Consider the following 24,475-nt stretch of genomic DNA (forward strand, 5'->3'; position numbering starts at 1 on the left):
TCACTCTCTTTCTTTACGCCTTTTTATTGGCTTTGAGCTGTTCTTCACGTTTTCTTAATTCCACTCGTCTGATTTTTGCAGAAGCCGTTTTCGGCAGGCTTTCCACAAATTCAATTTCTCTTGGGTATTTGTATGGAGCGGTAATCGTCTTCACATGATTCTGCAGTATTTTGACAAGCTCATCACTTCGTTTTTCATGATTTTGCAGGACAACGTATGCCTTAACGATGGAGCCTCTGATTTCATCAGGGCTTGCGACAACAGCACACTCTTTTACTTCAGGGTGCTTAACAAGCGCGTCTTCCACCTCGAATGGCCCGATCGTGTAGCCGGAGCTGATAATGATATCGTCATTTCGGCTTTCAAACCAGAAGTAACCTTCCTCATCTTTTCTCGCTCTGTCTCCCGTTAGGAAATAATCGCCGCGAATTTGTGTTTTCATTCTTTCCGGATCTTTAAAATATTCTTTAAAGAGCGCAGGCGTGCTGAGGTGAACAGCGATATCGCCAACCTCACCAGGTTTGCAGACTTCACCGTCTTCATTAATGATTTCCACCTGATTTCCCGGTGTTGGTTTTCCCATGCTTCCCGGTTTAATAGCCGTATCTTTCAAAACACCGACTAAAAGCGTGCTTTCTGTTTGGCCGTATCCGTCCCGTACCTTAATGCCAAAGTGCTTTTGGAAAACATCAATGACTTCACGGTTGAGCGGCTCGCCTGCGGAAACAGCGCTGTGAAGGGCAGAAAGATCAAAACGGTCCAAGCCTTCGACCTTCGCCATTAAGCGATATTCTGTCGGCGTACAGCAGAAAACATTGATTTTGTAGCGGTTTAAAAGCTCTAAATATTTTTCTGCTTTGAATCTGCCGTGGTACACAAAACCCGTTGCTCCGCTGCCTAGCACCGCTAAAAATGGACTCCACACCCACTTTTGCCAGCCTGGGGCAGCAGTCGCCCAGACGATATCCTTTTCAGAAATATCAAGCCAAGCGCCGGCAGAAGTTTTTAAATGAGCAAATGCCCATCCGTGTGTATGTACAACACCTTTCGGCTGACCTGTTGTCCCGGAAGTATAAGACAAGAAAGCCATATCATCTCTTGTTGTGTCAGCTGTTTTAAATTGGCTTCCGTCCGCTTCAATTGATAAGAGATTTTTCCAGCCGGCATCATTCTCACCAATAGACAGTGTAATCAGTTTGTCAGCCGTACTGACATCACGGAAAGCGCCGATAAATTCGGAATAGACAATGGCGCCTTTTACCTCTGCATGTTCAATTCGGTATTCAAGATCCTTCGCACGAAGCATTTCAGAGCACGGAATGACAACCATTCCAGATTTCAGGATAGCCAAATAAACTGCATAGGCTTCTAGCACCCGCGGAACCATTACAATCAGCTTGTCTCCCTTTTTAAATCCAAGATCAGCTAAGACCGCTCCGATTTTATTTGTTTCTTCCATCAGCTTTTCATAAGACCATGATTCTTGCTTGCCCGACTCGTCCTCCCATAGAAGAGCGGTTTTTTGTCCAGCGGCACTGAACTTTTCCATTTCATTCACTAAATTATATTGCATAGGGGCAATTAAATCTTCACGTTTTAACACGAACAACTCCTCACTTTCTCCACCCATTATACATAAATACAGGCTCTTTCCGTAAGGATATGCCTAAAAACAACCTCTGTAAACATAGATTTTATAGGCCGCTGGTCCTTTTTTATATGTAAAAAATGAAAAGGAGTGGGGATTCCCCCACTCCAAAGCCATTATGTGAAATTGTAAATTAGAATTGTCCTCCGCCCATGTTTTGTTGAGCAAAAGATACAAGACGTTTTGTGATCTCTCCTCCAACAGAACCGTTAGCGCGAGAAGTTGTGTCTGCTCCAAGGTTTACACCGAATTCAGAAGCGATTTCTAATTTCATTTGGTCGATCGCTTGAGCAGCTCCTGGTACTAAAAGGTTGTTGCTGTTACCTGAGTTATTGTTAGCCATGTGTCTCACCTCCTTGTGAGTATAGAATGTGTTAAAACACATGGCTTCATTCACAAAAACTTTGGTAATTGTATACAGGAGCTAGAAATGGCTTTAAAAGAGTTCAGCGAATTTATCGTTAGCCTCTTGTTCGCTATACAGGGTCATTGTCTCAATGTTATCAACCGCTTCTTGAATATACGGCTCGAAATCAACAAAGCTTTCAAAGTGTTCAATTTTCTCTTTTTTAGGGCGTGTTTTTGGGCTTGGCGGCGTAAAGATCGTGCAGCAATCTTCAAACGGCTGAATGCTTGTCTCATAAGTGCCGATTTCCCGTGATTTTTCGATGATTTCTGTTTTATCCATGGCGATTAACGGGCGCAAAATCGGTGTTGACGTCACCGCATTAATCGCATACATGCTTTCAAGCGTTTGGCTCGCTACCTGACCGAGGCTTTCTCCCGTAATGATGGCAAGCCCGTTTCTCTTTTCTCTGATTCTGTCGGCGATCTGGAGCATAAGGCGGCGGGTTGCCGTCATCGTGTAATTTTCAGGAATTTGTTTTTGGATGAGCTCTTGCGTTTTTGTAAATGGAACGATATGAAGCGTCATGCTTCCCCCAAAACGGGACAGGCATTTTGCCAGATCCATTACCTTTTGCTTTGCGCGCTCACTCGTGTATGGCGGGCTGAAGAAATGAACAGCTTCTACCGACAGCCCCCGTTTCATTGCATAAAAACCGGCCACAGGACTGTCAAAACCGCCGGAAAGCATGAGCATCGCTTTTCCTGCTGAACCAACCGGCAGCCCGCCTGCACCTTTTTCATCACGAATTGTCAAAAATGTTGCTTCTTCCCTGATTTCGATTCTGAGCGGGATGTCTGGGTTGCGGACATCGACCGTCAAGCCTTCTGTATTTCGCAAAATATGGCCGCCGATTTCAGCGTTCATCTGGTTTGTATCTAATTCAAATTGTTTATACGCTCTCTTTGTCGCAACTTTAAACGTATCACCTGGTTTATACTGATCCTTGATAGCCTGCAAAGCAGTTGCCTTAATATCATCAAGGCGGCTGTCACACTTAATCGCCAGGCTGAAGCTTTGAATCCCAAACACCTGCTTTAAATGAGGAAAAAGAGCCTCAGGGTCCTCACCATTTAATGTAATCGTCATGCGATCCCTATTGGAAAAGTATTTCAAATTCGGATAGTCTTTCAAAACGAGTCTCACGTTTTGTTTTAAGCGCTCAATAAAGCTTTTTCTGTTTTTGCCTTTGGTCGAAATTTCCCCAAAACGAATTAATATATGATCGTAATTCATGTTCTACCTCATCATTTCCCTTAATTTTTTGATGCCAGGACGAAGCGCGTTTATAAACGGTTCTGCCACATCGCTTGTCTGGCTGTAATTTAAACTGATTCTGATGCTGCTTCCGGCAATCTGCTCTCCTTTGCCCATCTCTAAAAGAACTTTACTGGGCTTATGTTCTTTTGCTGAGCAAGCAGACGTTGTGGAGACGAATATATCCTGTTCTTCAAGCATGTGTAAAAGCACTTCTGCTTTAATCCCCGGAACAGAGAAATTAATAATGTGCGGTGCGCTATTCATTTGAGGCGTGTTGATAACGACGCCCTCAATTTCACTCAGCCTTTTCATAAACAATTCCTTTGCGGCAGTCATCGTGTCAAGCCGTGCAGCAAAATCAGCAGCGGCAAGATTAATGGCCTTGGCAAGCGAAACCGCACCCGCAGTATGTTCCGTTCCGGCCCGTATGCCTTTTTGCTGAGAGCCTCCCGTTATGAGCGGAATAAGGCGTGTTCCTTCTTTTACAATAAGTGCGCCTGTCCCCTTTAGACCGTGAAATTTATGCCCTGATATTGAACATAGATCAATACCGGCCTTTTCAATTGCCAAGGGCACTTTATAGATGCCCTGCACATAATCAACGTGAAACAAAATGTTCGAGTGCTCTTTCAGCACTTCTCCTGCCTCTTCAATCGGCTGCACGGAACCAACTTCATTGTTCACATGCATCATGCTGACTAGGACGGTATCGGGACGGATGGCTTTTTTTAGTTCTTCAATAGAAACAAATCCGTCTTCGTTTACAGAAAGATAAGTAACATCAAACCCGAACAACTCTTTCAGCTGTTCTAACGATTCCGTAACGGATGGATGTTCAATAGAAGTGGTAATGATATGTTTGCCTGTTTTTATTTTTGACAAAGCGGCTCCTTTTAAAGCCGCATTATTGGCTTCTGTGGCGCCTGACGTAAAGACAATGTCATATTTTTTTAGGCCTAAGGACCTTTTGATTTGATTTTTGGCTGCCTGAAGCAGCTGTTCCGTTTCGGCTCCATATCGGTGCAAAGATGAAGGATTGCCAAAATATCGGCTGCTTGTCTGTTCATACACGTTCAAGACTTCATCATAAGGCTTCGTTGTTGAACTATTGTCTAAATATAACATCATTTTACTCCTTTAATATGAAAGCGATACAAAACTAATTTTATATGTTACCATAACAAATTACTGCTGAAAAAGTAAATAAAATTACTATTGACTTCTTCATGCATTCACCTATAATTAGATTTGTTACTTTCGTCATATTATCTGACAATTAATTGACAGAATATTCTACCATAGTAAAATTAGGAGGACTTATACATTATGAAATCATCACTATCAGCCAAGGAAACGATCGCGATTGGGCTTATGCTCTTTGCACTGTTCTTTGGTGCAGGAAATATGATATTTCCGCCGGAACTTGGACAAGCAGCCGGGGAAAATGTTTGGAAAGCGATGGCTGGCTTTCTCGTGACGGGTGTCGGTTTGCCGCTTTTAGGTGTTGTAGCTGTCGCTTTAACAGGGACGGATGCCAAAGGCCTTGCTGATAAAGCACATCCGGTCTTCGGAACAATTTTTACTGTCGTTCTTTATTTAACAATCGGACCGCTGTTCGCGATTCCGCGGACAGGCACAGTCTCTTATGAGATTGCCGCTGTACCGTTTGTAAGCGGGATACCTTCTTGGGTCGCGCTGCTTGTTTTCACATTTATTTTTTTCGCTATTACGTACTATCTGGCTTTAAATCCTACAAAGCTTGTTGACCGTATTGGAAAAGTTTTAACACCTATTTTGCTTGCTGTTATTGCTATATTAGTCATCAAAAGCATCGTAACGCCGATGGGGGACATTCGGTCACCGCTTGAAGCGTATGCTTCCGGATCATTGTTTAAAGGATTTTTAGAAGGCTATAAAACAATGGATGCACTTGCTTCTATTGTGTTCGGAATTGTCGTTGTCAATGCTGTTAAGGACAGAGGCATCACCAGCCGTAAATCAGTTGCTTCTGTATGTATTAAAGCGGGACTTGTTGCAGCAGCGGGACTCGGTCTGGTTTACGTTTCACTCGCCTATTTAGGAGCAACAAGCACAGATTCTGTAGGACTCCTCGGTTCAGGAAGCAAAATTTTATCTGAATCTTCACAGCACCTGTTCGGATCATTAGGAAATATCATTTTAGGCGTCGCTATCCTATTCGCGTGCTTGACTACAAGCATTGGCCTTGTCTCTTCATGCGGAAATTATTTCTCAAAGCTGATTCCTTCTTTATCTTATAAAGCCGTTGTAACGATTGTCACTGTGTTCAGCTTTATTATTTCTAACTTTGGGCTGTCAAATATCATTTTGTTCTCAGTTCCTATTTTATCAGCTATTTATCCGTTAGCAATTGTTATCATTCTGCTTTCATTTATTGAAAAATCATTTAAAGGCAGACGTGAAGTATATATTCTTTGTTTGATCGCAACTGGTATTTTTAGCATTATCGATGGCCTGAATGCCGCAAGCATTCCTCTCGGTTCTTTAAATAAAGTTCTCAGTCAATCGCTGCCGCTTTACAGCTTAGGATTTGGTTGGGTCCTCCCTGCAATCATTGGAGGCGTTGCCGGTTATCTGATTTCTCTTGTTACAGGTTCGAATAAAAAACCAGTTAATATCAACTAGCGAAAACCAAAAAGCCTTATTGGATCCACATCCAATAAGGCTTTTTTATATTCTGAATACATATAAAAGGCCGAGCATGTATGCGCCGGCCTTTTATATACTCTTTATTGGTATTGATGCTCTTTTGTCTTTTGCGATTCTATTTTTCGGACAGCACCCGGTGCGGCTTTTTCAACTGCGGCTGCTGCTATTTCATACGCTTCATTGTAATCATATTCGTAAAAACGTCTTTCCGCTTCTTTCAGCTGTTCAGATAAAATATGATTCTGGCTTCTGAACCGGTTTCCGAACTGAATGATTTTTTCAATGAGGATGACCTGCTCGACAAGTTCTTCTGATTCCCGGCTTGCTCTGTTGACGATATCTTCTGCTTGCTTCAAATGGGCTCCGGCTTCTTCCATATTTAATGGAAGTTCGTTTAGTTGATTGACTGTCTCTTGAATGTGATGATGCGCGTTCTCCAGCATCTCTTGAATACGGCCCGGAATGCCTGGAATGTTGCTAGTCTTCAACAGTCTTGCTGTCTCAGAAATTGTTTTTTTCAAATTGCTGAGCGTCTCCCTCGCCTGAAGCTCTTCTTTTCTGAGCGCTTGCAGATTTTCACGATACTCGGCATGCTCTTTTTTCACTTCTTCAAGCTGCTTCTCTATTGAAGTAACTTCATCTACTAAAAGTGAGTAGGCGACATGCTCTGCATCAAGCTTATCTTTAACAGATGACAGCAGCTTGCCAATTTCATCAAGGCGCTTTTCAAAAGCCTGCTGTTTGCCGAGCTCGCCGGCTGTCAGCCTGTAGCTTTCCTTCACCAGCTCAGTTTCCGCTCTCGTATGCTCTTTCTCTTCTTTAAGCTTGTCATAAGCAATAATCAATTCAGGCATTTTGCTTAGTACAGATTGACCGGCTTCAACTTCGCCCTCCAGCTGCTGATAAACAGATTGAATATTTTCATCAATAAGCTGCAGAATTGCGGACGCTTCATCAATATCCAGCTCAGTCATCAGGACATGCTCCGCCCGTTTTAACTGATTTGACAGATTTTCTAATTCCTTATCAAGCTGGATATGTTCAAGCTTGTACCCTTTTTCTTTCATCTCGGCATAGCCGTCCTTGAGCTTTGCAATCTGGCCCGGCACCGTCTGCTTACAATCAGCTAACAGCTTCGGCACGTCATCTATGTATGACTGAAGCCGGTCAAGATTCCGGTCCTGCTCAAGCAATACTTTTCGTGCAGTAATATAGTTTCCGCCTTCTGTTTCTTCTTCAAATTGTTTGATGCCGCTCCAAATTTCGTCCAGATCCTTTTCAAGGCTGTCATAAAGGTCCCCGTAAAGGTGGCTGTATGCCAGCAGGTTTTTTCGAGATTTCGAATAGCGCTCCCTCACCTGTTCAATCTCTTCACGGCTCTTTTCCTCACTTGTGACAAGGTCGCTGATTTCCCGAAGAATCTTTTCAATGCTTGATTCCGCCGCTGTCAGCAAGTCGTCGATATGAACGAGCACTTGATTGGCCTTTTTAAACCGGTATTTGTCTGCATTTTCCTCGGCATCATAAAGGAGCTCTTCAACTTTCGGCATGTGGGCTGTGACAATCTCATCCCATTCTTCACGCCACTTCTCAAAGAACTCTTCTGTCTGACCCGTCATTTTTAAATGTTTAATTTTGGACATTTCTTCCACAATCGACCGATTCAGAATTTCAATCTTCCACGATTCCAGCCGGTCGATTTCGGCGTAGATTTTTTTCCTGAAAAAGTAGCCTGCCGCAAACAGCGCAAGCAGTACAATTAATAATCCAATGACAAACTCCATAATGAGCCCCCTTGCTGTTTACCTTAATCTGTCAGGGTGTTTTATTTATTCAGAAAGATTTCAGGATATGTATTGAGAAAAACTGTCGTTTTCATTGTTATTATGATACCATGTAACAAACATTTTTTGACCAGAAATCAAAAACTTTTTGTGCAAAATCGGCAGGATTTGACTATTTTTTCATGGGGTGACATCAATGCAAAAGCGAGACGGACATATTCACACACCATTTTGCCCTCACGGCTCCAGTGACACACTCAGACAATATGCAGAAGAAGCCTTAAAAAAAGGGTTCGAATCGATTACTTTTACCGAACACGCCCCATTGCCGCCCTCTTTCACCGATCCCACGCCGCTGAAGGACAGCGCGATGGCGCAAGCTTCTTTGGAACGCTATATTCATGAAATTTCCGGATTAAAAAAAGAGTATGGCGGACAGCTTTCTATCCGGACGGGGCTTGAAGTCGATTATATTGCTGGATTTGAAGATGAAATTACATTATTCCTGGATACATACGGGCCATATTTAGATGACAGCATCTTATCCGTTCATTTTTTGCGCACAGGCTCTTCCTATCTGTGCCTTGATTATGACGAGCATACCTTTAAAGAGCTGATTTCAGCCTGCGGAAGCATTGAAGCTGTATATGAACAATATTACCGGAGTATCTATTCTTCCATTGTAGCATCTCTCGGCGTCTATAAGCCAAAAAGAGTCGGTCACATCACACTCGTCCAAAAATTCATCAAGCTGTTTCCGTATAGCATGTCAGAGCATATTCGCGGTCTCGTTTCTGAGTGTCTGGATGCCATTGAAAAAAACGGAATGGAGCTCGACTTCAATACTTCCGGCTTAAGAAAAATGTACGCTGGCGGTATTTATATCGAGGATTGGATGCTGAATGAAGCGAAGCAAAAGAAGATCCCGCTTGTGTTTGGGTCTGATGCCCATCAAGCGGGAGATGTCGGATATGCGTATGAGGCGTTTTTGGAACGATGCTAATTGGTGAGCGCCACGTCTCCTGTCCGGAAGACGCTTTTGATCCAAATCTTGATCTCTTCAAAATACATTTTATAAAAATATGGCTCGTGCGGCTGCATGTAGAGCACTTCTGAAATATATTGAGGCTGGAGATAGGGCATCATCAAGAGAGATTTTAATTGAAGAATAAAATGAGGCAGCGGCAGTGTTAAATGTTCACGCTGTTTTTCTCCTTCCTCAATGATCAGCTGGAAGATATACTTTTCCTTCATTAAATATGTCGACATAATTTCCCTGATTAACGTGGAGTCAATTGTGACTTCCCGGTAGACAAAACGAGTTAATTGACGATGATTATGCTGATAGGATAAAATATCGAAAACCAATTGGAGAAGCTGTTCCTGCGTGCTTTGAGAACAGATATTGCTTGCCGCTGTTTCAAGCGTTTTGCTGTAGCCTTCATAAAACTCTGAAACTAAGTGTTCCATCAAGCCTCCTTTGCCTTTAAAATAGTAGGAGATGTGCGCAACATTTACATCAGCTGACTTTGCGATTTCACGGACAGACGTGCCAGAAAATCCTTTTTGGTTAAAAAGCATGACAGCAGATTCAATAATTTTGTCTTTGGTGCTTACTTTCATACGGCTCACTCCTTCCTCTTGATATTATTCAAGCAGGAAGCCGCTGTTCCTGTAAGAACTTATCGACAAATGCCGGCAGAAAAGCCGGAACTTTGTTTTATATTATAGAAAAAGTGAGGGTTTTCCATGTTCCATGTCGAAAAACAATCTGGAGATAAAGAAAAAGACTATCAGCTTCTGCTAAAACAGCTCGAAGCCATGACCGAAGACGAAACAGATCCAATAGCTAACTATGCAAATGCCTCAGCACTGCTGTATCATTCGCTGCCTGAGGTCAACTGGGCTGGTTTCTATTTTGCCAAAGAAGAGGATGGACAGCTTGTGTTAGGTCCATTCCAAGGCCTTCCGGCATGTGTACGGATTCCTTTCGGCAGAGGGGTTTGCGGCACAGCGTACGCAAACGGAAAAGTGGAGCGTGTGGAGGATGTAAACGCGTTTCCGGGACATATCGCCTGCGATGCAGCGTCTCAATCAGAAATTGTGCTTCCGATTCGTGTAGACGGAAAAATGGTCGGCGTCTTGGATATCGACAGCCCAGTGAAAAACCGTTTCGACGAAATTGATGAAAAATACTTAACTCAATTTGCCGAAAAGCTAGAAAAAGCATTAGCGCAGTAATACAAAAGCCCAAAACTGATATCGTTTTGGGCTTTTTTCATTTTATTGAGTCATGAATCATCAAACGGTTTTTCCCGCTCCGTTTCGCGCTATAGAGCGCTTCATCAGCTTCATGCACAAGCTCTTTCAGCGACTTTCTTGTTTCTGTCGTCCAGCAGGAGATACCACAGGAAATGGTTACCTTGGGTTTCGTATTTTTTCTGACCGCATAAACCAGCCGCTCGGTAATCCGTTTCCCCACCGCAACCGGCACATTGGGCAAATAAACCGCCAGCTCCTCGCCTCCCCAGCGGGCACCGACATCATGCTTTCGGATGTTGCTTTTAATCACTGAAGCAACTTGAATTAAAATCTCGTCCCCAGTCTGATGGCCGTACGTATCATTTACATTCTTGAAATTATCAATATCAACTAGAATAAAAACACCCTTTTGGTGGATTTTCATGCTGTATTGAATTTTTTCATCTAAATACGCCCGTGAATACAGTTCAGTCAGCTGATCTGTTTTTACGAGATGCTCCAAACGGTCGCGAAGCATTGAATTGGTTACAGCCAGTGTCGCGTGATGAATCAGCGCCTGAAACAGCTTGTACATTTCAAATGTAAAAGCATACAGCTCCTGTTTCAATAAAACCGCAAAGCCTAAAAGACGGTCGTTTTGAATCATCGGAGCAGCCATCAGCGAGCCGTACCCCGCCTGCCCAAAAACAGACTGGCCATTCCCGATGAAAACCCCTTTTTCACCTTCATACAGCTTTTCTTTCAGCTCATTATAAAAGTCTGATGGCTTCGCTTCTTTAAAAAATGCTGTGCTTCCTGGGAGCAATGCTAGATTTTCAAAATGGTCGATATGAAAAAATCCCACTTCTTCTGCCTGAAACGATTCTGCCATTCTCACAGCCAGATCATTCATTGTATCAGTCAGTGTCAGCCGCTGATTCAAGCGGCGTGATGTTTCATTGATCAATTCCAAATTTGCGATGCTTGCTTTTGATTGTTCGTAGAGCTGGGCATTTTCAAACGCTTTTCCCGCCGCGTTTGCTAACAGCGACATTTCATCAAGGCAGGAATCAGTAAGAAAGCTGTCGCCCGTTCCCTCAGCTTTCAAAACCCCATATGTGCCCTGCTGTCCTTTGATCGGAATATAGGCGGCCGATTCATTTTTCCGCAAAATATCCCCGGACAAATACACTTTGAGCGCAAAGGAATCGGATTTTTCCCCTTCCATATACAGCTCTTTTGCAGGAACCCCTAAACATTGGTCTTGATCGTGCGATATAAATAAAGAAAACTCAAAAAGAGAAAATGTGCTGGTCAAGCTTTCTAAAAGCTGCTTCAGCACATCTGTCTGATCAAGCAGTGAATGGAACAGCTCTGTCATTTTGTATATTTTTTTTTGGTAGATCGTTTTGTTATAGAGTGTTTCTTGTTTCATCGACTGGTTTAAAAATGAAGCAACTACATCCGGAAGCCCTTCAGGAATCTCTTCATCCTGCCTGCATGCAAGATGGAAACGCCTGCCTGAGCCGTCCTCTATCAGATAACATGAAGTGTTTATTTTTGAAACGGAAAAACGGGCTTCACCATCTGCCAGTTTTGTCACAAAGTCTGATGATGACGGTGTAAGCGAAACACAAAGGGTTGAAAAATAGGTTTGAATAGCCGAAGTCAGCCATATGAAAGAGTCGGTGAATGTGACTTTTTCCGATTTGGTTAATAAAAAATCGAGCATATGATAATGAAAGGCGGATAATTGATCTTTAGTTTGTTCTACCATGTTTTTATCACCTAAAAGTTTACCACTAATTTTTGTTTATTATATCATAAACGGTGAAGCAATAATGGAGGAATGGTTGACTTCAAAACAAATAAATTATATAATGACCTTTGTGTGAAATATTGCAGCCTTTTTGTTCAGCTTCTATGTTTTCATTTTGTTCCTTATCCATAAGGTGTATCGTGTAACTCTCTGCTGCTGGAGCGAGGATACATGAAAACAAAATGTGCATGGTCGAATAGAGCAGACGGTTTTTATTTTCCACAAAAATAAAACCAAAGGAGGAGTCACATTATGGCTCGCTATACAGGTCCATCTTGGAAACTGTCCCGCCGTCTAGGAATCTCTCTTAGCGGTACAGGAAAAGAATTAGAAAAACGCCCTTACGCTCCAGGTCCACACGGCCCAGGACAACGTAAAAAATTATCAGAATACGGTTTGCAATTGCAAGAAAAGCAAAAGCTTCGTCACATGTACGGTGTAAACGAACGCCAATTCCGCACTTTGTTTGACAAAGCTGGCAAACTAGCTGGTAAACACGGTGAAAACTTCATGGTTCTTTTAGATTCTCGTCTTGATAACGTTGTGTACAAGCTAGGTTTAGCACGTACTCGCCGTCAAGCTCGCCAATTGGTTAACCACGGTCACATTCTTGTAGACGGAAGCCGCGTTGACATCCCGTCTTACCAAGTAAAGCCTGGTCAAACAATCGGTGTTCGCGAAAAATCAAGAAACCTTTCTATCATCAAAGAATCTGTTGAAGTGAACAACTTCGTTCCTGAATACCTTACTTTCGACGCTGAAAAGCTTGAAGGTACTTTCACTCGTCTTCCTGAGCGTTCTGAACTTGCTCCGGAAATTAACGAAGCGCTTATCGTTGAGTTCTACTCTCGTTAATCGTTTTAAAAACCCCTGCCGCTATGCGGTTGGGGTTTTTTTATCGTCTGTTTCGTCTTTCGCCTCTTGCTGGCCAACACTATCTTGCGCCTGCCGTTCCCAATAATCCCGCTGTATCCGTTCTTTAGCAATCGTGCACATGAGATTCACGCTTTAGCGCTCCTTTCTTTTAAAAGGTGATGTGGTTGATCGTGTTTGCCCTATCTAATATACTCTTTTCCTTTCATTCCTATGCGGTAAACAAAAAGATCCTTTGCCTTCAGTGGCAAAGGATCTTTTTCTTATTTATATGTCACAAGGAAGTATTTTTTCTTCCCGCGGCGCAGAACAGTAAATTGATTTTCGATGCGGTCTTCAGCCGATAGGATATAATTTATTTCTGTCTGGCGTTCGCCGTTAATGTAAACAGCTCCGTTTTGGATGTCTTCACGCGCTTGACGTTTAGAAGGAGATAATTTAGATTGCACCAACACATCTACAAGTGAAAGCTCTTGGCTGCTGTCAACTTCCATAGAAGGAACATCTTTAAAGCCTACCTTTACGTCTTGAGCGGAAAGCTCTTTAATATTGCCGCTGAACAGCGCTTGGGAGATGTTGATGGCTTGCTCCAGCGCCTCGCGTCCGTGAACAAGCGATGTCACTTCTTCTGCCAGGCGTTTTTGCGCTTCACGTTTTTCCGGCGCTGTTTCTGTTTTTTCAGCGTATGCTTCAATTTCCTCTTTTGATAGGAACGTAAAGTATTTCAAGTATTTGATAACATCACGGTCATCTGTGTTGATCCAGAATTGATAGAATTCATATGGTGATGTTTTTTCCTTATCAAGCCAGATCGCGCCGCCTTCCGTTTTTCCGAACTTCGTGCCGTCTGCTTTTGTGACAAGCGGAATCGTAAGGCCGAACGCTTTTGCTCCTTCTTCTTCTGATTTTCTGATCAGTTCAAGACCCGCTGTGATGTTGCCCCACTGATCGCTACCGCCGATTTGCAGTTTACAGTTTTTATCTCTGTAAAGATTTAAGAAATCATAAGATTGAAGAATCATGTAGCTGAATTCCGTATACGAGATGCCGGATTCGATTCTTGAGCTGACCGTGTCTTTTGCCAGCATGTAATTGATACCGAAATTTTTACCGACATCACGAAGGAAATCGATCACATTCATTTTGCCGATCCAGTCAAAGTTGTTTGCGATGACAGCTGGGTTTTCTGCTGCGTCAAAATCTAGAAATCTGGACAGCTGGTTTTTGATTTTTTGGGACCATTCGGAAACGATGTCAGCAGTGTTTAAAGTACGCTCTGCTTTTTTTCCGCTTGGATCACCGATGAGGCCCGTAGCGCCGCCAACAAGTGCAATCGGATGATGCCCTGCAAGCTGAAAACGGCGAAGTGTTAAAATAGGCAGCAAGTGTCCGATATGCAAGCTGTCTGCTGTCGGATCAAAACCTGAGTACAAGCGGATCTTTTCTTCACTCAGCTGTTTATTTAATCCCTCTTCATCTGTCATTTGCTGAATCAATCCGCGGAAGGATAAATCTTCAAGTAAGTTTGTCATAAGATAAAGCTCCTTTTTTGATTAAAATAAAAAACGCCCCTTCGTTTACACGAAGGGACGATTGATTATCGCGGTACCACCCTACTAATAAGAGAATGCAAAACATTCGTCTTATCACTTTGCCTGATAACGGATCAGGTCCGTTCTTTCACTACTGAAAGCCTAGCCGGCTTTGTTTGCAAAAGCGGTTCATGAGTGTATTCGATATATCCGTCTGTGCTGATTTTCACCGGCCATCAGCTCTCTGGAACGTAAGGATATTCTACTTGTCTCAATCTTTACCTTTTCATATGAAGCTATATCATTTTTAACATAAATAAAATCCCGTGTCAACGCCGCCTTTTAATCCTCCATCGTTGACAGATCACCGGCTGGGAGATTAAGCTCCCATGCCTTCAGCACGCGTCTCATGATCTTTCCGCTTCGGGTTTTCGGAAGCTTATCTTTAAATTCAATTTCACGCGGAGCCGCATGGGCTGCAAGACCCTGCTTTACAAATAGGCGGATCTCTTCTTTCAGTTTGTCAGACGGCTCAAATCCTTCCCTGAGTGCAATAAAGGCTTTAATGATTTCTCCCCGTACCGGATCAGGCTTTCCGATTACACCAGCTTCTGCAATGGCCGGGTGTTCGACAAGCTTGCTCTCCACTTCAAATGGACCTACGCGCTCACCGGAGGTCATGATGACGTCATCTACTCTGCCTTGGAACCAGAAGTATCCCTCTTCATCCATGTAAGCAGAATCACCAGACACATACCAGCCGCCCGGCATGAAATACGATTCATACTTTTCAGGGTTATTCCAAATGGTATGCATCATGGAAGGCCAGCCCTTTTTGATAGCGAGATTGCCCATTCGGTATGGCGGAAGCTCATTTCCTTGATTGTCAACAATCGCAGCCTCCACTCCCGGAATCGGCTTACCCATCGAACCGGGTTTAATATCCATGCAAGGATAATTGCAGATGAGCTGACTGCCCGTTTCGGTCATCCACCATGTATCATGGATTCGTTTGTTAAAAACTTTGTGTCCCCATCTGATGACCTCCGGATTTAGCGGCTCACCAACACTGAGTACATGCCGGAGTGAGGTTAAATCATATTTCGCAGCCATTTCATCTCCCGCTCCCATCAGCATCCGAAAAGCGGTCGGCGCGCTGTACCAGACATTGACGCCAAGCTGTTCAATCGTTCCATACCAGCTTTCCGGGCTGAAACGTCCGCCGACGATGACATTTGTTGCCCCGTTCAGCCACGGTGCAAAAATGCCGTATACCGTACCTGTCACCCAGCCTGGATCAGCTGTGCACCAATAAATGTCTTCTTCCTTTAAATCAAGGACCCACTTTCCTGTTTGATATTGCTGAATCATCGCTTCATGGACATGCAGCACGCCCTTTGGCGTTCCAGTGGAACCTGATGTATAGTGAAGCAGAAAACCATCTTTTTTATCCATCCATTCGATATCCAGTCTTGTGCTCTCCTGTTTCGCTGCTTCATCATAATTGATGAGGTTTGTGCCGCTCTCAGCCTCTCCGCCGACTACGAATATATGCTGCAAGTGAGGCAGTTTGTCTGCCGGTATCCTCTCCAGCAGCTCAGGCGTTGTGACAACAACCTTTGCCTCACTGTTTTCAAGCCGGTCCTTCACCGCTCCCTCCATAAATGCTTCGAACAGCGGCCCGGCGATGGCGCCAATTTTGATAGCGCCAAGCATAATAAAATAAAGCTCGGGTGATCTCGGCATAAAAATAAAAACACGGTCCCCTTTTTCCACATTTCCATACCGTCTCAACACATTCCCGGCTCTGTTTGATTCTTCCTTCATTTCTTTAAATGTGTATTTTTCATCCCGTTTTGCGTCTTTATAATAAAGGGCTACTTTGTTTTTTCGAAACGATTCGGCATGGCGGTCAATCGCTTCATACGCCGCATTCAGTTTCCCTGTCTCATGCCAAGAGAAATGTTTCTCTGCCTCGGCCCAATCAAAATGCCGGTACGTTTCTTCATAGTTTTTTAAGTTATGATCCCCCTCTATTGCTGGTAACGCTTTCAAATTCATGCCCAAACATCCCCCTTTGCTGAAGTTGTCACAATTATTATAGTATAAATTCATATTCTTCTCAATTTTTAAAATATAAACCATGTTGAAAACGCTTTATATTTTGGTATTCTTAAAGAAGGCATGTATTTTTATAAGAATTGATGGGACGGTGAATTAGTGGAACATCATAAAACATACCATTCAGCAAACATCAAAACAGCAACCGGCTCTTTACTGATAGAAGGGCCTGTCTCTCCAGAGGATTTGGCAGGTTATGAGTTTCATAAAGATTTAACCGCATTTCGCCCGCCTCGCGAGCAGCATGAAGCGCTAGTCGATATTGCAGGCCTTCCAGAAGGGCGCATTATTATTGCCAGAGACGGCCGAACCATTGTCGGCTATGTCACGTATTTATATCCTGACCCGCTCGAAAGATGGTCTGAAGGAAATATGGAGGATTTGCTTGAGCTCGGAGCCATCGAAGTAGCGCCGGACTATCGGGGATGCGCTGTCGGAAAGACCCTTCTGACCGTCAGCATGATGGATGAACAAATGGAAAACTATATTGTGATGACAACAGAATATTACTGGCATTGGGATTTAAAAGGGATGAAAAAAGATGTGTGGGAATACAGAAAGATCATGGAAAAGATGATGAATGCAGGCGGATTGGTCTGGTTTGCAACGGATGAGCCGGAGATCAGCTCCCACCCTGCAAACTGTCTGATGGCCCGCATCGGAAAAAACGTCAGCCAAGAATCAATTGAACAATTTGACAGGCTCCGTTTTTATCATCGTTATATGTATTAACTGACACTGACAAAGGGGAAAAAATAATGATTGTTGAGCAAATCATGAAAAGAGATGTCATTACATTAACGAAGACGGATACGCTTGAAACAGCAATATGCAAACTGAAGGAATTCCATATCAGGCATCTGCCTGTTGTAGATGAAGAACGACACGTGATCGGCATGATTACAGACAGAGACATGAAACAGGCGAGCCCCAGTATTTTTGAAGAAAACAAACGAAGCCTATTTCTCACACGAAGCGTAGATTCAATTATGAAAAAAGAGGTCGTCTGCGCCCACCCGTTAGATTTTGTCGAAGAAATATCTGCGGTGTTCTACGAGCATGGCATCGGCTGCCTTCCAGTCGTACAGCATCAAAAATTAGTAGGCATTTTGACAAAAACCGATTTGCTGCGGACGTTTGTCAAATTGACAGGCGCTGACCAGCCGGGCTCGCAAATTGAAATAAAAGTAAACGACATCACCAAAAGCCTCGCTGAGATCAGCAGCCTTTGCCAAGACCTTCAAGTGAAAATATTAAGCGTGCTTGTTTATCCGCATGACGATCCCGGTGTAAAAGTGCTCGTCTTCCGTGTAAAAACGATGAATCCGCTGCCGTTTTTGCAGGAACTGCAAAGAAATGGGCACCACGTCGTATGGCCGTCAGAGCAAAGGGATCTGCTATGAGAGACAGTGTATTTATCTATTCTCCATCCTATCAAACCTACATGTTTCATCAAGAGCATCCCTTTAATCAGCAGCGGGTTCTGTTAACATATGATTTGCTTCAGACGATCAATGCCTTTGATGATGGAGACATTGTCACCCCCAGACTCGCCTCAGAAGAGGAGCTAGCCCTTGTCCACACGGATGATTACATTCAGGCCGTAAAGCTTGCGGGCGCCGGAAAGCTTCCCGCTGAAGAAGGAGAAAGCTACGGGCTCGGCACTGAAGATACACCCGTCTTTGCCGGCATGCACGAAGCGGCATCACTCTTGGTCGGCGGCACTTTAACGGCCGCAGACTGGGTCATGTCAGGACAAGCCCTGCATGCGGCAAACCTTGGTGGAGGGCTTCATCATGGCTTTCGCGGGAGAGCCTCAGGGTTTTGCATATACAACGACAGCGCTGTGGCGATTCAATACATCCAGAAAAAATATAGCGCCAGAGTGCTTTATATTGATACAGACGCCCACCACGGGGACGGTGTGCAATTTACATTTTACGATAATCCTGACGTATGCACGCTGTCCATTCATGAAACAGGAAGGTATTTATTCCCCGGAACCGGCCAGATCCAGGAAAAAGGCAGCGGAAAAGGATATGGCTATTCCTTTAATATCCCGCTTGACGCTTTTACAGAGGATGATTCTTTTCTTGAAGCTTACCGGACAGCAGTTTCAGAAGTCGCCGCGTATTTCGAGCCCGATGTCATTATCAGTCAAAACGGCGCCGATGCCCATTACTACGACCCACTGACGCATTTATCAGCAACAATCAATATATACGAAGAAATTCCCCGGCTTGCACATACTTTGGCTCACCAATATTGCGGAGGGAAATGGATTGCAGTCGGAGGCGGCGGATATGATATTTGGCGAGTTGTCCCCCGCGCCTGGGCCAGAATATGGCTTGAAATGAAGGGGATTGATCCGGGACACGAGATCCCGCCGGAATGGATCGCTAAATGGCAAAAACAATGCCCCGTCTCCCTGCCGTCCAGCTGGAGCGATCCGGCTGATTTATATCCTCCGATTCCCCGCAAGCCTGAAATTACAGAAAAAAATGCCCAAACCGTCAGCAAAGCATTATATGCGATACGGTCCGAGCAACAACGAACAAAGTAAAAAACGACCTTCACGAAGAGGTCGTTTTTGATTTTTTGATGACGATTTCCACACGTCGGTTTTCTTTCATGTGTTCGTTTGTCTTATTGTCCTTTACAGGCTTTGTATCCGCATAACCGACAGCAATAAAGCGCTTCGAAGGAAGTTTTTCTTTTGATGTGAAGTATTGAATCACTCCGCTTGCCCGTGCTGCTGATAGCTCCCAGTTCGACGGATATCGGTATGTCGAAATGTTTCGGCTGTCTGTATGGCCTTCGACTTGAATGTCATTTGGAATGGTTTGAAGAAGTACGGCGATTTGGTGAAGAAGTGTTTCAGCATTTTTCAGCACCTTTGCCTCACCTGTATCAAACAGCACCGCCTCCTGCAGAACGAGCACGACACCGCGTTCATCCCGTTTGGCTGTCATTTGGGCCTTCAAGTGATTGTCTTTTATATATGTATTTACTTTCTTGAGAAGCTGATCCTGCTGATCCGCTTGCTTCTTCGCATCGGATGGAGGTGTTTTCTTTTTTTCTATGGACGTTTGGTCCGGCTGAAGCCCGCCGCCATCCTTCTGAATCGAATCGACTGCCGCTTTAAATTTTTGAAGATCGATTTGGGACATCGAAAAAAGCAAAATAAAGAACACAAGGACCAGGGTGATCAAATCTGTAAAGGTAACCATCCAGCTGGATGAAGATTGACTGTTTTTCCCGTTTCCATTCCTTCTTTCAAAACGTTCTCTTCTAAGCTTCATGTATAGATCCCTTTTTTGTTTTTACTTGATTCGGCTGTTTCTGCCATTCTTCCCGTGAACTGAAAACGACCAGCTGGCTTTCAAGGTTGCGCGGGTTTTTTCCGGATTGAACACCGATAATCCCTTCCACCATTACCTGTTTGATGAAAATTTCACTTTCTGTTTTCTCTTCAAGCTTTGCCGCGATTGGGTTGAAGACCATATTGGCCAGTAATGAACCATATAAAGTCGTCAGAAGCGCAACTGCCATATTCGGTCCGAGCATATGCGGATCATTTAAGTTTTTGAGCATCAGCACGAGCCCGACGAGTGTTCCGATCATTCCCCACGCCGGAGCAAATTCTCCCGCTTTTTCAAAAACACGCCGTCCTTTGCGGTGCCGTTCCTCCATTGCTGCGATTTCTGAATCCATGACAAGCCGAATCGTTTCTTCATCCCAGCCGTCAATTGCTAAAAGCAGCCCTTTTTTCAAGAATGGATCTTTGATTCCCCGAGCCTGATCATCCAATGATAAAAGCCCATGTTTACGCGCGTGATCGGAAAGGGAGACAAAGGTTTTCACAAGATCTTTCACATTGTCTTCCTGGCGGATGAATGCCTGCTTTAATACAGAGGGCGCTTTTTTCAGCTCTCTTGGCGGAAAACTGATAAAAACAGCGGCGCATAGTCCCCCTGTTACGATGAAGAAAGAGGTTAGATCAAGAAAAGAGCGGAAACCGCTTACTCCTGATCCCGAAATAATCCCGATAACAATAATAATCGTTCCTAACACAAATCCAACAGGTGTAAGATAATCAAAACGTTTCATCATTTCTCCCCATGAAAAAAGCAAGAATTCACCATGAAGGTGAAGCTTGCTCTTTGTTTTTCTTATGACTTGGTTGACTTTCTTAGTTCGATACGGTGCGGCAGTTCGACGATATGCTCTTCAACCGGCTCTTTATTCATGAGCTTCGTCAGCAGTCTCATCGCAACGGCGCCAATATCATATGTCGGCTGAACAACTGTTGAAAGCTGCGGACGAACCATGAGGCTTAATCTTGTATTATCAAAGCCGATAATGTCGAGATCCTCCGGAATGGATAAGCCCTGATCCTGAGCGGCATGGATAATGCCGAGTGCCATTTCATCAGTTGCAGAAAGAATGGCTGTCGGTTTTTTATCCAGGCTCATCAGATGCTGCAGCGCTTCGAGTCCGGAATCATATGTGTAATCCCCTTCAGCTATAAATTGTTCATTAAACGGAAGGTTAGCTTCTTCAAGCGCACGTTTGTAGCCTTGGAGTTTTTTCGAGCGGTTGATCGGCTCTGTCATTGGTCCGGAAACGAATGCGATATCTTTATGTCCTTTATCAACCAAAAGCTTCACTGCGTCATAAATCGCCTGTTCGTAATCGATAGCGACTGACGGTGTTTCCTCCTGCTCTTCTACAGAAGCGGCAAGTACAATCGGCACTGGGGAACGCTTAAATTCCGCCACATGCTCGTCCGTAATGTTTCCGCCCATAAACACGATGCCGTCCACTTGTTTGCCGAGCATTGTGTTTAATAAGTGCAGCTCTTTCTCCATGTTTTGGTCAGAGTTGCTCAAAATAATATTGTATTTATACATTGTCGCGATATCTTCAATTCCGCGCGCAAGCTCTGAATAGAAAATGCTTGAGATATCGGGAATGATGACACCTACAGTTGTTGTCTTTTTGCTTGCCAGCCCTCTTGCCACCGCGTTTGGACGGTAGCCGAGACGGTCAATGGCTTCCAAGACTTTTTTCCGTGTTGTCGGTTTTACATTCGGGTTGCCGTTCACGACACGGGAAACGGTTGCCATGCTTACATTAGCTTCTCTCGCTACGTCGTAGATCGTAATATTGCTCATCCTAAAACCACTCCTTTTACTGGATACACTTATCCTTATCTATAGCATAAACACTTTATGTAGAGAAATGTCATAATGTCCGAATTTATGTCGTTTATGATTTGTAAGCGTAAGTCAGTAGTGTACATTATTTTTCATTATTCATCAAATTTAATTACTTCTCATGAAATTATACACGTTTTTATAGATGATGAAAACGTATACTTGGATTTTATAACTAAATAAACGAGAAAGCATAAAAAAAGGCCGCAGGCGCGGCCTTTTGGAGTGTTCAATTAAGCGTTGACTTTCACCATTGGCTTCAGTTCATTCAGCCATTTTTCGAATTCAGGAATCGCCATTTGCTGAGCAGAATCAGAAAGCGCGACTGACGGATCAGGGTGAACCTCAGCCATGACACCGTCTGCACCGATCGCTAAAGCAGCTTTAGCTGTCGGAAGCAAGAGGTCACGGCGGCCTGTTGAATGCGTAACATCAACAAATACCGGCAAATGCGTTTCTTGTTTCAAAATCGGCACAGCTGAAATATCAAGCGTGTTTCTCGTTGCTGTTTCGTATGTTCTGATTCCTCGCTCACAAAGGATAATTTGGTCATTTCCTTGTGACATGATGTATTCAGCAGCATTGATGAATTCAGAGATCGTTGCTGCAAGGCCGCGCTTCAGAAGCACTGGTTTTTTCACTGCACCGGCAGCTTTCAGCAATTCGAAGTTTTGCATGTTGCGCGCTCCGATTTGAATGACATCAATGTAGTCAAGCGCTTCTTCGATATGAGCCGGCGTTACGATTTCACTGATAACCGCCAGATCATATTCATCCGCTACACGTTTTAAAATTTGAAGGCCTTCTACGCCAAGCCCTTGGAAATCGTATGGGCTCGTACGAGGCTTAAAGGCTCCACCGCGCAAAATTTTAATGCCTTGTTTTTTCGCAGCTGCAGCCACTTCAGCTACTTGCTCATAGCTCTCTACCGCACATGGGCCGACAATGAATCTTTGCTGGCCGTCTCCGATTTTTTCGCCTTTGATATCAACAATTGTATCTTCAGGTTTTTTCTTGCGGGAGACAAGCAGCGCTTTGCTGTGATCTTCTTCTTGAAGCTCTAAACCGGCTTTGAATATCTCTTTAAAAATGTGCTGGATGGTTGAATTTTCGAACGGACCGTCATTGTTTTCAATGATATTGTTTAACATAGTGCGTTCTCTGACAGGGTCAAATCGGTTGACACCCTGTGCTTCCTTCGCTTTACCGATCTCTTTTACAACATTTCCGCGTTCGTTGATTAATTTTAAAATTTGTAGGTTTAATTCGTCTGCTTTCTGCCTTAAAAGCTCTAACTCTGTGTTGCTCATTTTTTTCATCCTTTCCCTGCACATTCATTTTTTATTTTGTAGTTATCATGCATCTTACTATAAGTAATTCCAAATGGAAATACTGAAATACAAAAAATTTTATAAAAACTCTACTTTATTACCTAAACGCTTTTAAGTGATAAAGTAATCTATGAAGCTATCCTACATGATGTGAGGGCAATGTTCAAGGGTTTTTTACAAAAAAAAGCGCCAGATAATATCTGGACGCTTTTTTCTATGACAAATGCTGCTCAATGGCGGCCTCTGTAATTTGTGAATGTGAGGTATGCCATTTCACTTCACCGTTCTGAATGATGAATACTTGAGGGCTTTCATGCTTTACCCCATATGTTTCTGCGATGAAATTTGACAGCGGCCGGGCTTCTTGTACTTGAAGATAGTAAGCCGGCACATCCTCATGCTGATTTGCAAAGGCATCAAACTCATGAAATGCTGCCTGGCTGATCGGGCATGTGGTGCTGTGTTTAAAGAAGACAAAAGCGCCTTCCTGTTCTGCAATCCGTTTAAATTCTTCTTCAGATTGAATAAGCTGTTTAGCCATGATTCAAACTCTTCCTTCCCTGCTCAGCGATTCATATGCTCAGCCTGTTTTTGTGCATCTTTCAGTTCGTCTTTTACATCTTCTTTCGCCTGGAGGACTTGATCTTTTGTTTCGCCAGCTGCCTGCATCGCTTCTTCCTTCATATCTTGCATTGTTGATGAATCCGTTTTGTCAGATTTGGAACGGTCTCTTAAATCCTTTACCTTGTTCATGATCTGCCCAGACTGATCCGCTACAAGCTGTGTGATGTTGGAAGTTTTGTCTTTTGCGATGCTGACATATTGCGTGCCTTTTTCCTTCGCATCAGCCGTCATTTTATCTGTTTTGTCCCGTAATGCAACCGCTTGGCTGCCGAGATCGTCGCGAAGTTCTTTGCCTGATTTAGGCGCTAGAAAAAGAGCTGTAGTGGCACCGATGATTCCCCCGATTAAAGTTCCGATTAAAAAATCTTTACTATTAATTCCATCTTTGCTCATCATTATTCCTCCTCTAGGTATTTTTTTCTCTTACAGAGCTGATTTTTTCTTTTGCTTCCATTTCTCCCAAATTTCCATTGCTGCTTGGCTCCATGTGACAACTTGATTGATCTTGTCTTGATTTTCTCTAACTGATGCCGATACAGACCCTGCCGCCTGTTTCATGGATGTATTGAACTGCTGTACAGAAGTTCCCACCCCTTGAACAGCATGAACGACCGTGTTCAGCTTTTCTGATTTTTCCTGAATATCTTCAGCCAGGCGGTTAGTCTTATGTAAAAGCTCGGCTGTTTCAGTTGTGATGCCCTTCATTTGTCCCTCCAGCCCTTCAAGAGTGGATGCGACGTGTTTTAGTGTCAGCTGCAGTGACTTCAATGTTTTAGACAAGTAGATCACTAATACGAGAAATGCAATTGCGATGAGTGCAACGCTCAAATAAAGAATAATAATCATCTCAAACCTCCTTGCTGCAGGATATACTGCTGTTTACCCGTTTTCTTCAATCATAAACATGTGTACTGGGCTGTATACATACT

General features: G+C 43.6%; 24 protein-coding genes and 1 other annotated feature. Of the genes, 7 read left to right on the top strand and 17 right to left on the bottom strand.

Translation table 11 applies throughout. The features are described 5' to 3' along the window. Positions 1-13: 13 nt before the first annotated feature. The 4 genes from mbcS to MY9_RS14690 all read right to left on the bottom strand — a co-directional run bounded on the left by mbcS (position 14) and on the right by MY9_RS14690 (position 4,439). Positions 14-1,603: an acyl-CoA synthetase MbcS gene (gene mbcS, locus MY9_RS14675; protein ID WP_014664988.1), complete on the bottom strand. Its 1,590-nt coding sequence runs from the start codon at positions 1,601-1,603 to the stop codon at positions 14-16. 178 nt (positions 1,604-1,781) lie between these two features. Next, the gene (gene sspA, locus MY9_RS14680; protein ID WP_003223491.1) at positions 1,782-1,991 is read right to left on the bottom strand and encodes an alpha type acid-soluble spore protein SspA; all 210 of its coding nucleotides are present in this window, start codon (positions 1,989-1,991) and stop codon (positions 1,782-1,784) included. A 93-nt stretch (positions 1,992-2,084) separates the two neighbouring features. Beyond that, positions 2,085-3,290: a tRNA uracil 4-sulfurtransferase ThiI gene (gene thiI / locus MY9_RS14685; protein WP_014664989.1), complete on the bottom strand. Its 1,206-nt coding sequence runs from the start codon at positions 3,288-3,290 to the stop codon at positions 2,085-2,087. Between the two features lie 3 nt (positions 3,291-3,293). Further along, the gene (locus tag MY9_RS14690; RefSeq protein WP_014664990.1) at positions 3,294-4,439 is read right to left on the bottom strand and encodes a cysteine desulfurase family protein; all 1,146 of its coding nucleotides are present in this window, start codon (positions 4,437-4,439) and stop codon (positions 3,294-3,296) included. Positions 4,440-4,640: 201 nt separating this feature from the next. On the opposite strand from MY9_RS14690, the gene brnQ reads away from it, so the two are divergent. Continuing rightward, positions 4,641-5,978, top strand: a complete 1,338-nt coding sequence (gene brnQ / locus MY9_RS14695; RefSeq protein WP_014664991.1) for a branched-chain amino acid transport system II carrier protein — start codon at positions 4,641-4,643, stop codon at positions 5,976-5,978. A 104-nt stretch (positions 5,979-6,082) separates the two neighbouring features. Here brnQ and ezrA read toward each other — a convergent pair whose 3' ends face one another. Further along, positions 6,083-7,786 (bottom strand): septation ring formation regulator EzrA, encoded by a 1,704-nt coding sequence (gene ezrA / locus MY9_RS14700; protein WP_014664992.1) that lies wholly within the window; start codon positions 7,784-7,786, stop codon positions 6,083-6,085. 196 nt (positions 7,787-7,982) lie between these two features. Here ezrA and hisJ point away from each other — a divergent pair, with 196 nt between their 5' ends. Beyond that, complete coding sequence (gene hisJ / locus MY9_RS14705) at positions 7,983-8,789, top strand: histidinol-phosphatase HisJ (protein ID WP_014664993.1); 807 nt, start codon at positions 7,983-7,985, stop codon at positions 8,787-8,789. Here the strand turns inward: hisJ and refZ are convergent. Continuing rightward, on the bottom strand, positions 8,786-9,409 hold the full coding sequence (gene refZ / locus MY9_RS14710; RefSeq protein ID WP_014664994.1) for a transcriptional regulator RefZ: 624 nt from the start codon (positions 9,407-9,409) through the stop codon (positions 8,786-8,788). The genes hisJ and refZ overlap by 4 nt on opposite strands. 126 nt (positions 9,410-9,535) lie before the next feature. Between refZ and MY9_RS14715 the strand changes: the two genes are divergently transcribed. Beyond that, positions 9,536-10,027, top strand: coding sequence for a GAF domain-containing protein (locus tag MY9_RS14715; protein ID WP_014664995.1), 492 nt, complete (start codon positions 9,536-9,538; stop codon positions 10,025-10,027). Between the two features lie 37 nt (positions 10,028-10,064). Here MY9_RS14715 and MY9_RS14720 read toward each other — a convergent pair whose 3' ends face one another. Then, positions 10,065-11,804 carry a diguanylate cyclase domain-containing protein gene (locus MY9_RS14720; protein WP_014664996.1) on the bottom strand — a complete coding sequence of 580 codons (1,740 nt, stop codon included), beginning with the start codon at positions 11,802-11,804 and terminating at the stop codon, positions 10,065-10,067. Positions 11,805-12,098: 294 nt separating this feature from the next. Between MY9_RS14720 and rpsD the strand changes: the two genes are divergently transcribed. Beyond that, a complete protein-coding gene (rpsD, locus tag MY9_RS14725; protein WP_014664997.1) occupies positions 12,099-12,701 on the top strand; it encodes a 30S ribosomal protein S4 in 603 nt (200 codons plus the stop codon). Between the two features lie 21 nt (positions 12,702-12,722). Here the strand turns inward: rpsD and sr7p are convergent, their stop codons facing one another. From sr7p to acsA, 3 genes are all read right to left on the bottom strand, one after another. After that, a complete protein-coding gene (gene sr7p, locus MY9_RS22035) occupies positions 12,723-12,851 on the bottom strand; it encodes a small protein SR7P (RefSeq protein WP_041521401.1) in 129 nt (42 codons plus the stop codon). 131 nt (positions 12,852-12,982) lie between these two features. Then, on the bottom strand, positions 12,983-14,251 hold the full coding sequence (gene tyrS, locus MY9_RS14735) for a tyrosine--tRNA ligase (protein WP_014664999.1): 1,269 nt from the start codon (positions 14,249-14,251) through the stop codon (positions 12,983-12,985). A 50-nt stretch (positions 14,252-14,301) separates the two neighbouring features. After that, positions 14,302-14,539 (bottom strand) — a binding site (T-box leader). Between the two features lie 54 nt (positions 14,540-14,593). Continuing rightward, positions 14,594-16,312 (bottom strand): acetate--CoA ligase, encoded by a 1,719-nt coding sequence (gene acsA, locus MY9_RS14740; RefSeq protein ID WP_014665001.1) that lies wholly within the window; start codon positions 16,310-16,312, stop codon positions 14,594-14,596. Between the two features lie 159 nt (positions 16,313-16,471). Here acsA and acuA point away from each other — a divergent pair, with 159 nt between their 5' ends. The 3 genes from acuA to MY9_RS14755 are packed head-to-tail and all read left to right on the top strand — an operon-like array spanning position 16,472 to position 18,935. Continuing rightward, the gene (gene acuA / locus MY9_RS14745; protein ID WP_014665002.1) at positions 16,472-17,104 is read left to right on the top strand and encodes an acetoin utilization protein acetyltransferase AcuA; all 633 of its coding nucleotides are present in this window, start codon (positions 16,472-16,474) and stop codon (positions 17,102-17,104) included. A 26-nt stretch (positions 17,105-17,130) separates the two neighbouring features. Next, positions 17,131-17,775 (top strand): acetoin utilization AcuB family protein, encoded by a 645-nt coding sequence (locus MY9_RS14750; protein WP_014665003.1) that lies wholly within the window; start codon positions 17,131-17,133, stop codon positions 17,773-17,775. Beyond that, positions 17,772-18,935, top strand: coding sequence for an acetoin utilization protein AcuC (locus MY9_RS14755; protein WP_041521402.1), 1,164 nt, complete (start codon positions 17,772-17,774; stop codon positions 18,933-18,935). The genes MY9_RS14750 and MY9_RS14755 overlap by 4 nt, the downstream gene beginning before the upstream one ends. A gap of 10 nt (positions 18,936-18,945) precedes the next feature. Here MY9_RS14755 and motS read toward each other — a convergent pair whose 3' ends face one another. The 7 genes from motS to MY9_RS14790 form a co-directional block, all read right to left on the bottom strand. Next, positions 18,946-19,674 carry a flagellar motor protein MotS gene (gene motS / locus MY9_RS14760; protein ID WP_014665005.1) on the bottom strand — a complete coding sequence of 243 codons (729 nt, stop codon included), beginning with the start codon at positions 19,672-19,674 and terminating at the stop codon, positions 18,946-18,948. Then, positions 19,664-20,482: a flagellar motor protein MotP gene (gene motP / locus MY9_RS14765; protein ID WP_040082125.1), complete on the bottom strand. Its 819-nt coding sequence runs from the start codon at positions 20,480-20,482 to the stop codon at positions 19,664-19,666. Before motP ends, motS begins: the two co-directional genes overlap by 11 nt. Positions 20,483-20,544: 62 nt before the next feature. Further along, on the bottom strand, positions 20,545-21,549 hold the full coding sequence (ccpA, locus tag MY9_RS14770) for a catabolite control protein A (protein ID WP_014665007.1): 1,005 nt from the start codon (positions 21,547-21,549) through the stop codon (positions 20,545-20,547). Between the two features lie 275 nt (positions 21,550-21,824). Beyond that, on the bottom strand, positions 21,825-22,901 hold the full coding sequence (locus MY9_RS14775; RefSeq protein WP_040082124.1) for a bifunctional 3-deoxy-7-phosphoheptulonate synthase/chorismate mutase: 1,077 nt from the start codon (positions 22,899-22,901) through the stop codon (positions 21,825-21,827). A gap of 235 nt (positions 22,902-23,136) precedes the next feature. After that, positions 23,137-23,463, bottom strand: a complete 327-nt coding sequence (gene ytxJ / locus MY9_RS14780) for a bacillithiol system redox-active protein YtxJ (RefSeq protein ID WP_014665009.1) — start codon at positions 23,461-23,463, stop codon at positions 23,137-23,139. A 23-nt stretch (positions 23,464-23,486) separates the two neighbouring features. After that, complete coding sequence (locus MY9_RS14785) at positions 23,487-23,939, bottom strand: YtxH domain-containing protein (RefSeq protein ID WP_040082123.1); 453 nt, start codon at positions 23,937-23,939, stop codon at positions 23,487-23,489. 30 nt (positions 23,940-23,969) lie between these two features. After that, positions 23,970-24,392, bottom strand: a complete 423-nt coding sequence (locus MY9_RS14790) for a DUF948 domain-containing protein (protein WP_014665011.1) — start codon at positions 24,390-24,392, stop codon at positions 23,970-23,972. Positions 24,393-24,475 lie beyond the last annotated feature (83 nt).

Source organism: Bacillus sp. JS (assembly GCF_000259365.1).
Lineage (GTDB): Bacteria > Bacillota > Bacilli > Bacillales > Bacillaceae > Bacillus > Bacillus stercoris.

Bases quoted from the DNA above. Each gene is read 5' to 3' on its own strand.
- thiI (WP_014664989.1), bottom strand. From the start codon at position 3,290: ATGAATTACGATCATATATTAATTCGTTTTGGGGAAATTTCGACCAAA.
- MY9_RS14690 (WP_014664990.1), bottom strand. From the start codon at position 4,439: ATGTTATATTTAGACAATAGTTCAACAACGAAGCCTTATGATGAAGTC.
- MY9_RS14750 (WP_014665003.1), top strand. From the start codon at position 17,131: ATGATTGTTGAGCAAATCATGAAAAGAGATGTCATTACATTAACGAAG.
- MY9_RS14720 (WP_014664996.1), bottom strand. From the start codon at position 11,804: ATGGTAGAACAAACTAAAGATCAATTATCCGCCTTTCATTATCATATG.
- ezrA (WP_014664992.1), bottom strand. From the start codon at position 7,786: ATGGAGTTTGTCATTGGATTATTAATTGTACTGCTTGCGCTGTTTGCG.
- MY9_RS14755 (WP_041521402.1), top strand. From the start codon at position 17,772: ATGAGAGACAGTGTATTTATCTATTCTCCATCCTATCAAACCTACATG.
- tyrS (WP_014664999.1), bottom strand. From the start codon at position 14,251: ATGACAAACTTACTTGAAGATTTATCCTTCCGCGGATTGATTCAGCAA.
- ytxJ (WP_014665009.1), bottom strand. From the start codon at position 23,463: ATGGCTAAACAGCTTATTCAATCTGAAGAAGAATTTAAACGGATTGCA.
- rpsD (WP_014664997.1), top strand. From the start codon at position 12,099: ATGGCTCGCTATACAGGTCCATCTTGGAAACTGTCCCGCCGTCTAGGA.
- refZ (WP_014664994.1), bottom strand. From the start codon at position 9,409: ATGAAAGTAAGCACCAAAGACAAAATTATTGAATCTGCTGTCATGCTT.
- motP (WP_040082125.1), bottom strand. From the start codon at position 20,482: ATGAAACGTTTTGATTATCTTACACCTGTTGGATTTGTGTTAGGAACG.
- motS (WP_014665005.1), bottom strand. From the start codon at position 19,674: ATGAAGCTTAGAAGAGAACGTTTTGAAAGAAGGAATGGAAACGGGAAA.
- MY9_RS14775 (WP_040082124.1), bottom strand. From the start codon at position 22,901: ATGAGCAACACAGAGTTAGAGCTTTTAAGGCAGAAAGCAGACGAATTA.
- MY9_RS14785 (WP_040082123.1), bottom strand. From the start codon at position 23,939: ATGAGCAAAGATGGAATTAATAGTAAAGATTTTTTAATCGGAACTTTA.
- MY9_RS14715 (WP_014664995.1), top strand. From the start codon at position 9,536: ATGTTCCATGTCGAAAAACAATCTGGAGATAAAGAAAAAGACTATCAG.
- hisJ (WP_014664993.1), top strand. From the start codon at position 7,983: ATGCAAAAGCGAGACGGACATATTCACACACCATTTTGCCCTCACGGC.
- ccpA (WP_014665007.1), bottom strand. From the start codon at position 21,549: ATGAGCAATATTACGATCTACGACGTAGCGAGAGAAGCTAATGTAAGC.
- acsA (WP_014665001.1), bottom strand. From the start codon at position 16,312: ATGAATTTGAAAGCGTTACCAGCAATAGAGGGGGATCATAACTTAAAA.
- sspA (WP_003223491.1), bottom strand. From the start codon at position 1,991: ATGGCTAACAATAACTCAGGTAACAGCAACAACCTTTTAGTACCAGGA.
- MY9_RS14790 (WP_014665011.1), bottom strand. From the start codon at position 24,392: ATGATTATTATTCTTTATTTGAGCGTTGCACTCATCGCAATTGCATTT.
- brnQ (WP_014664991.1), top strand. From the start codon at position 4,641: ATGAAATCATCACTATCAGCCAAGGAAACGATCGCGATTGGGCTTATG.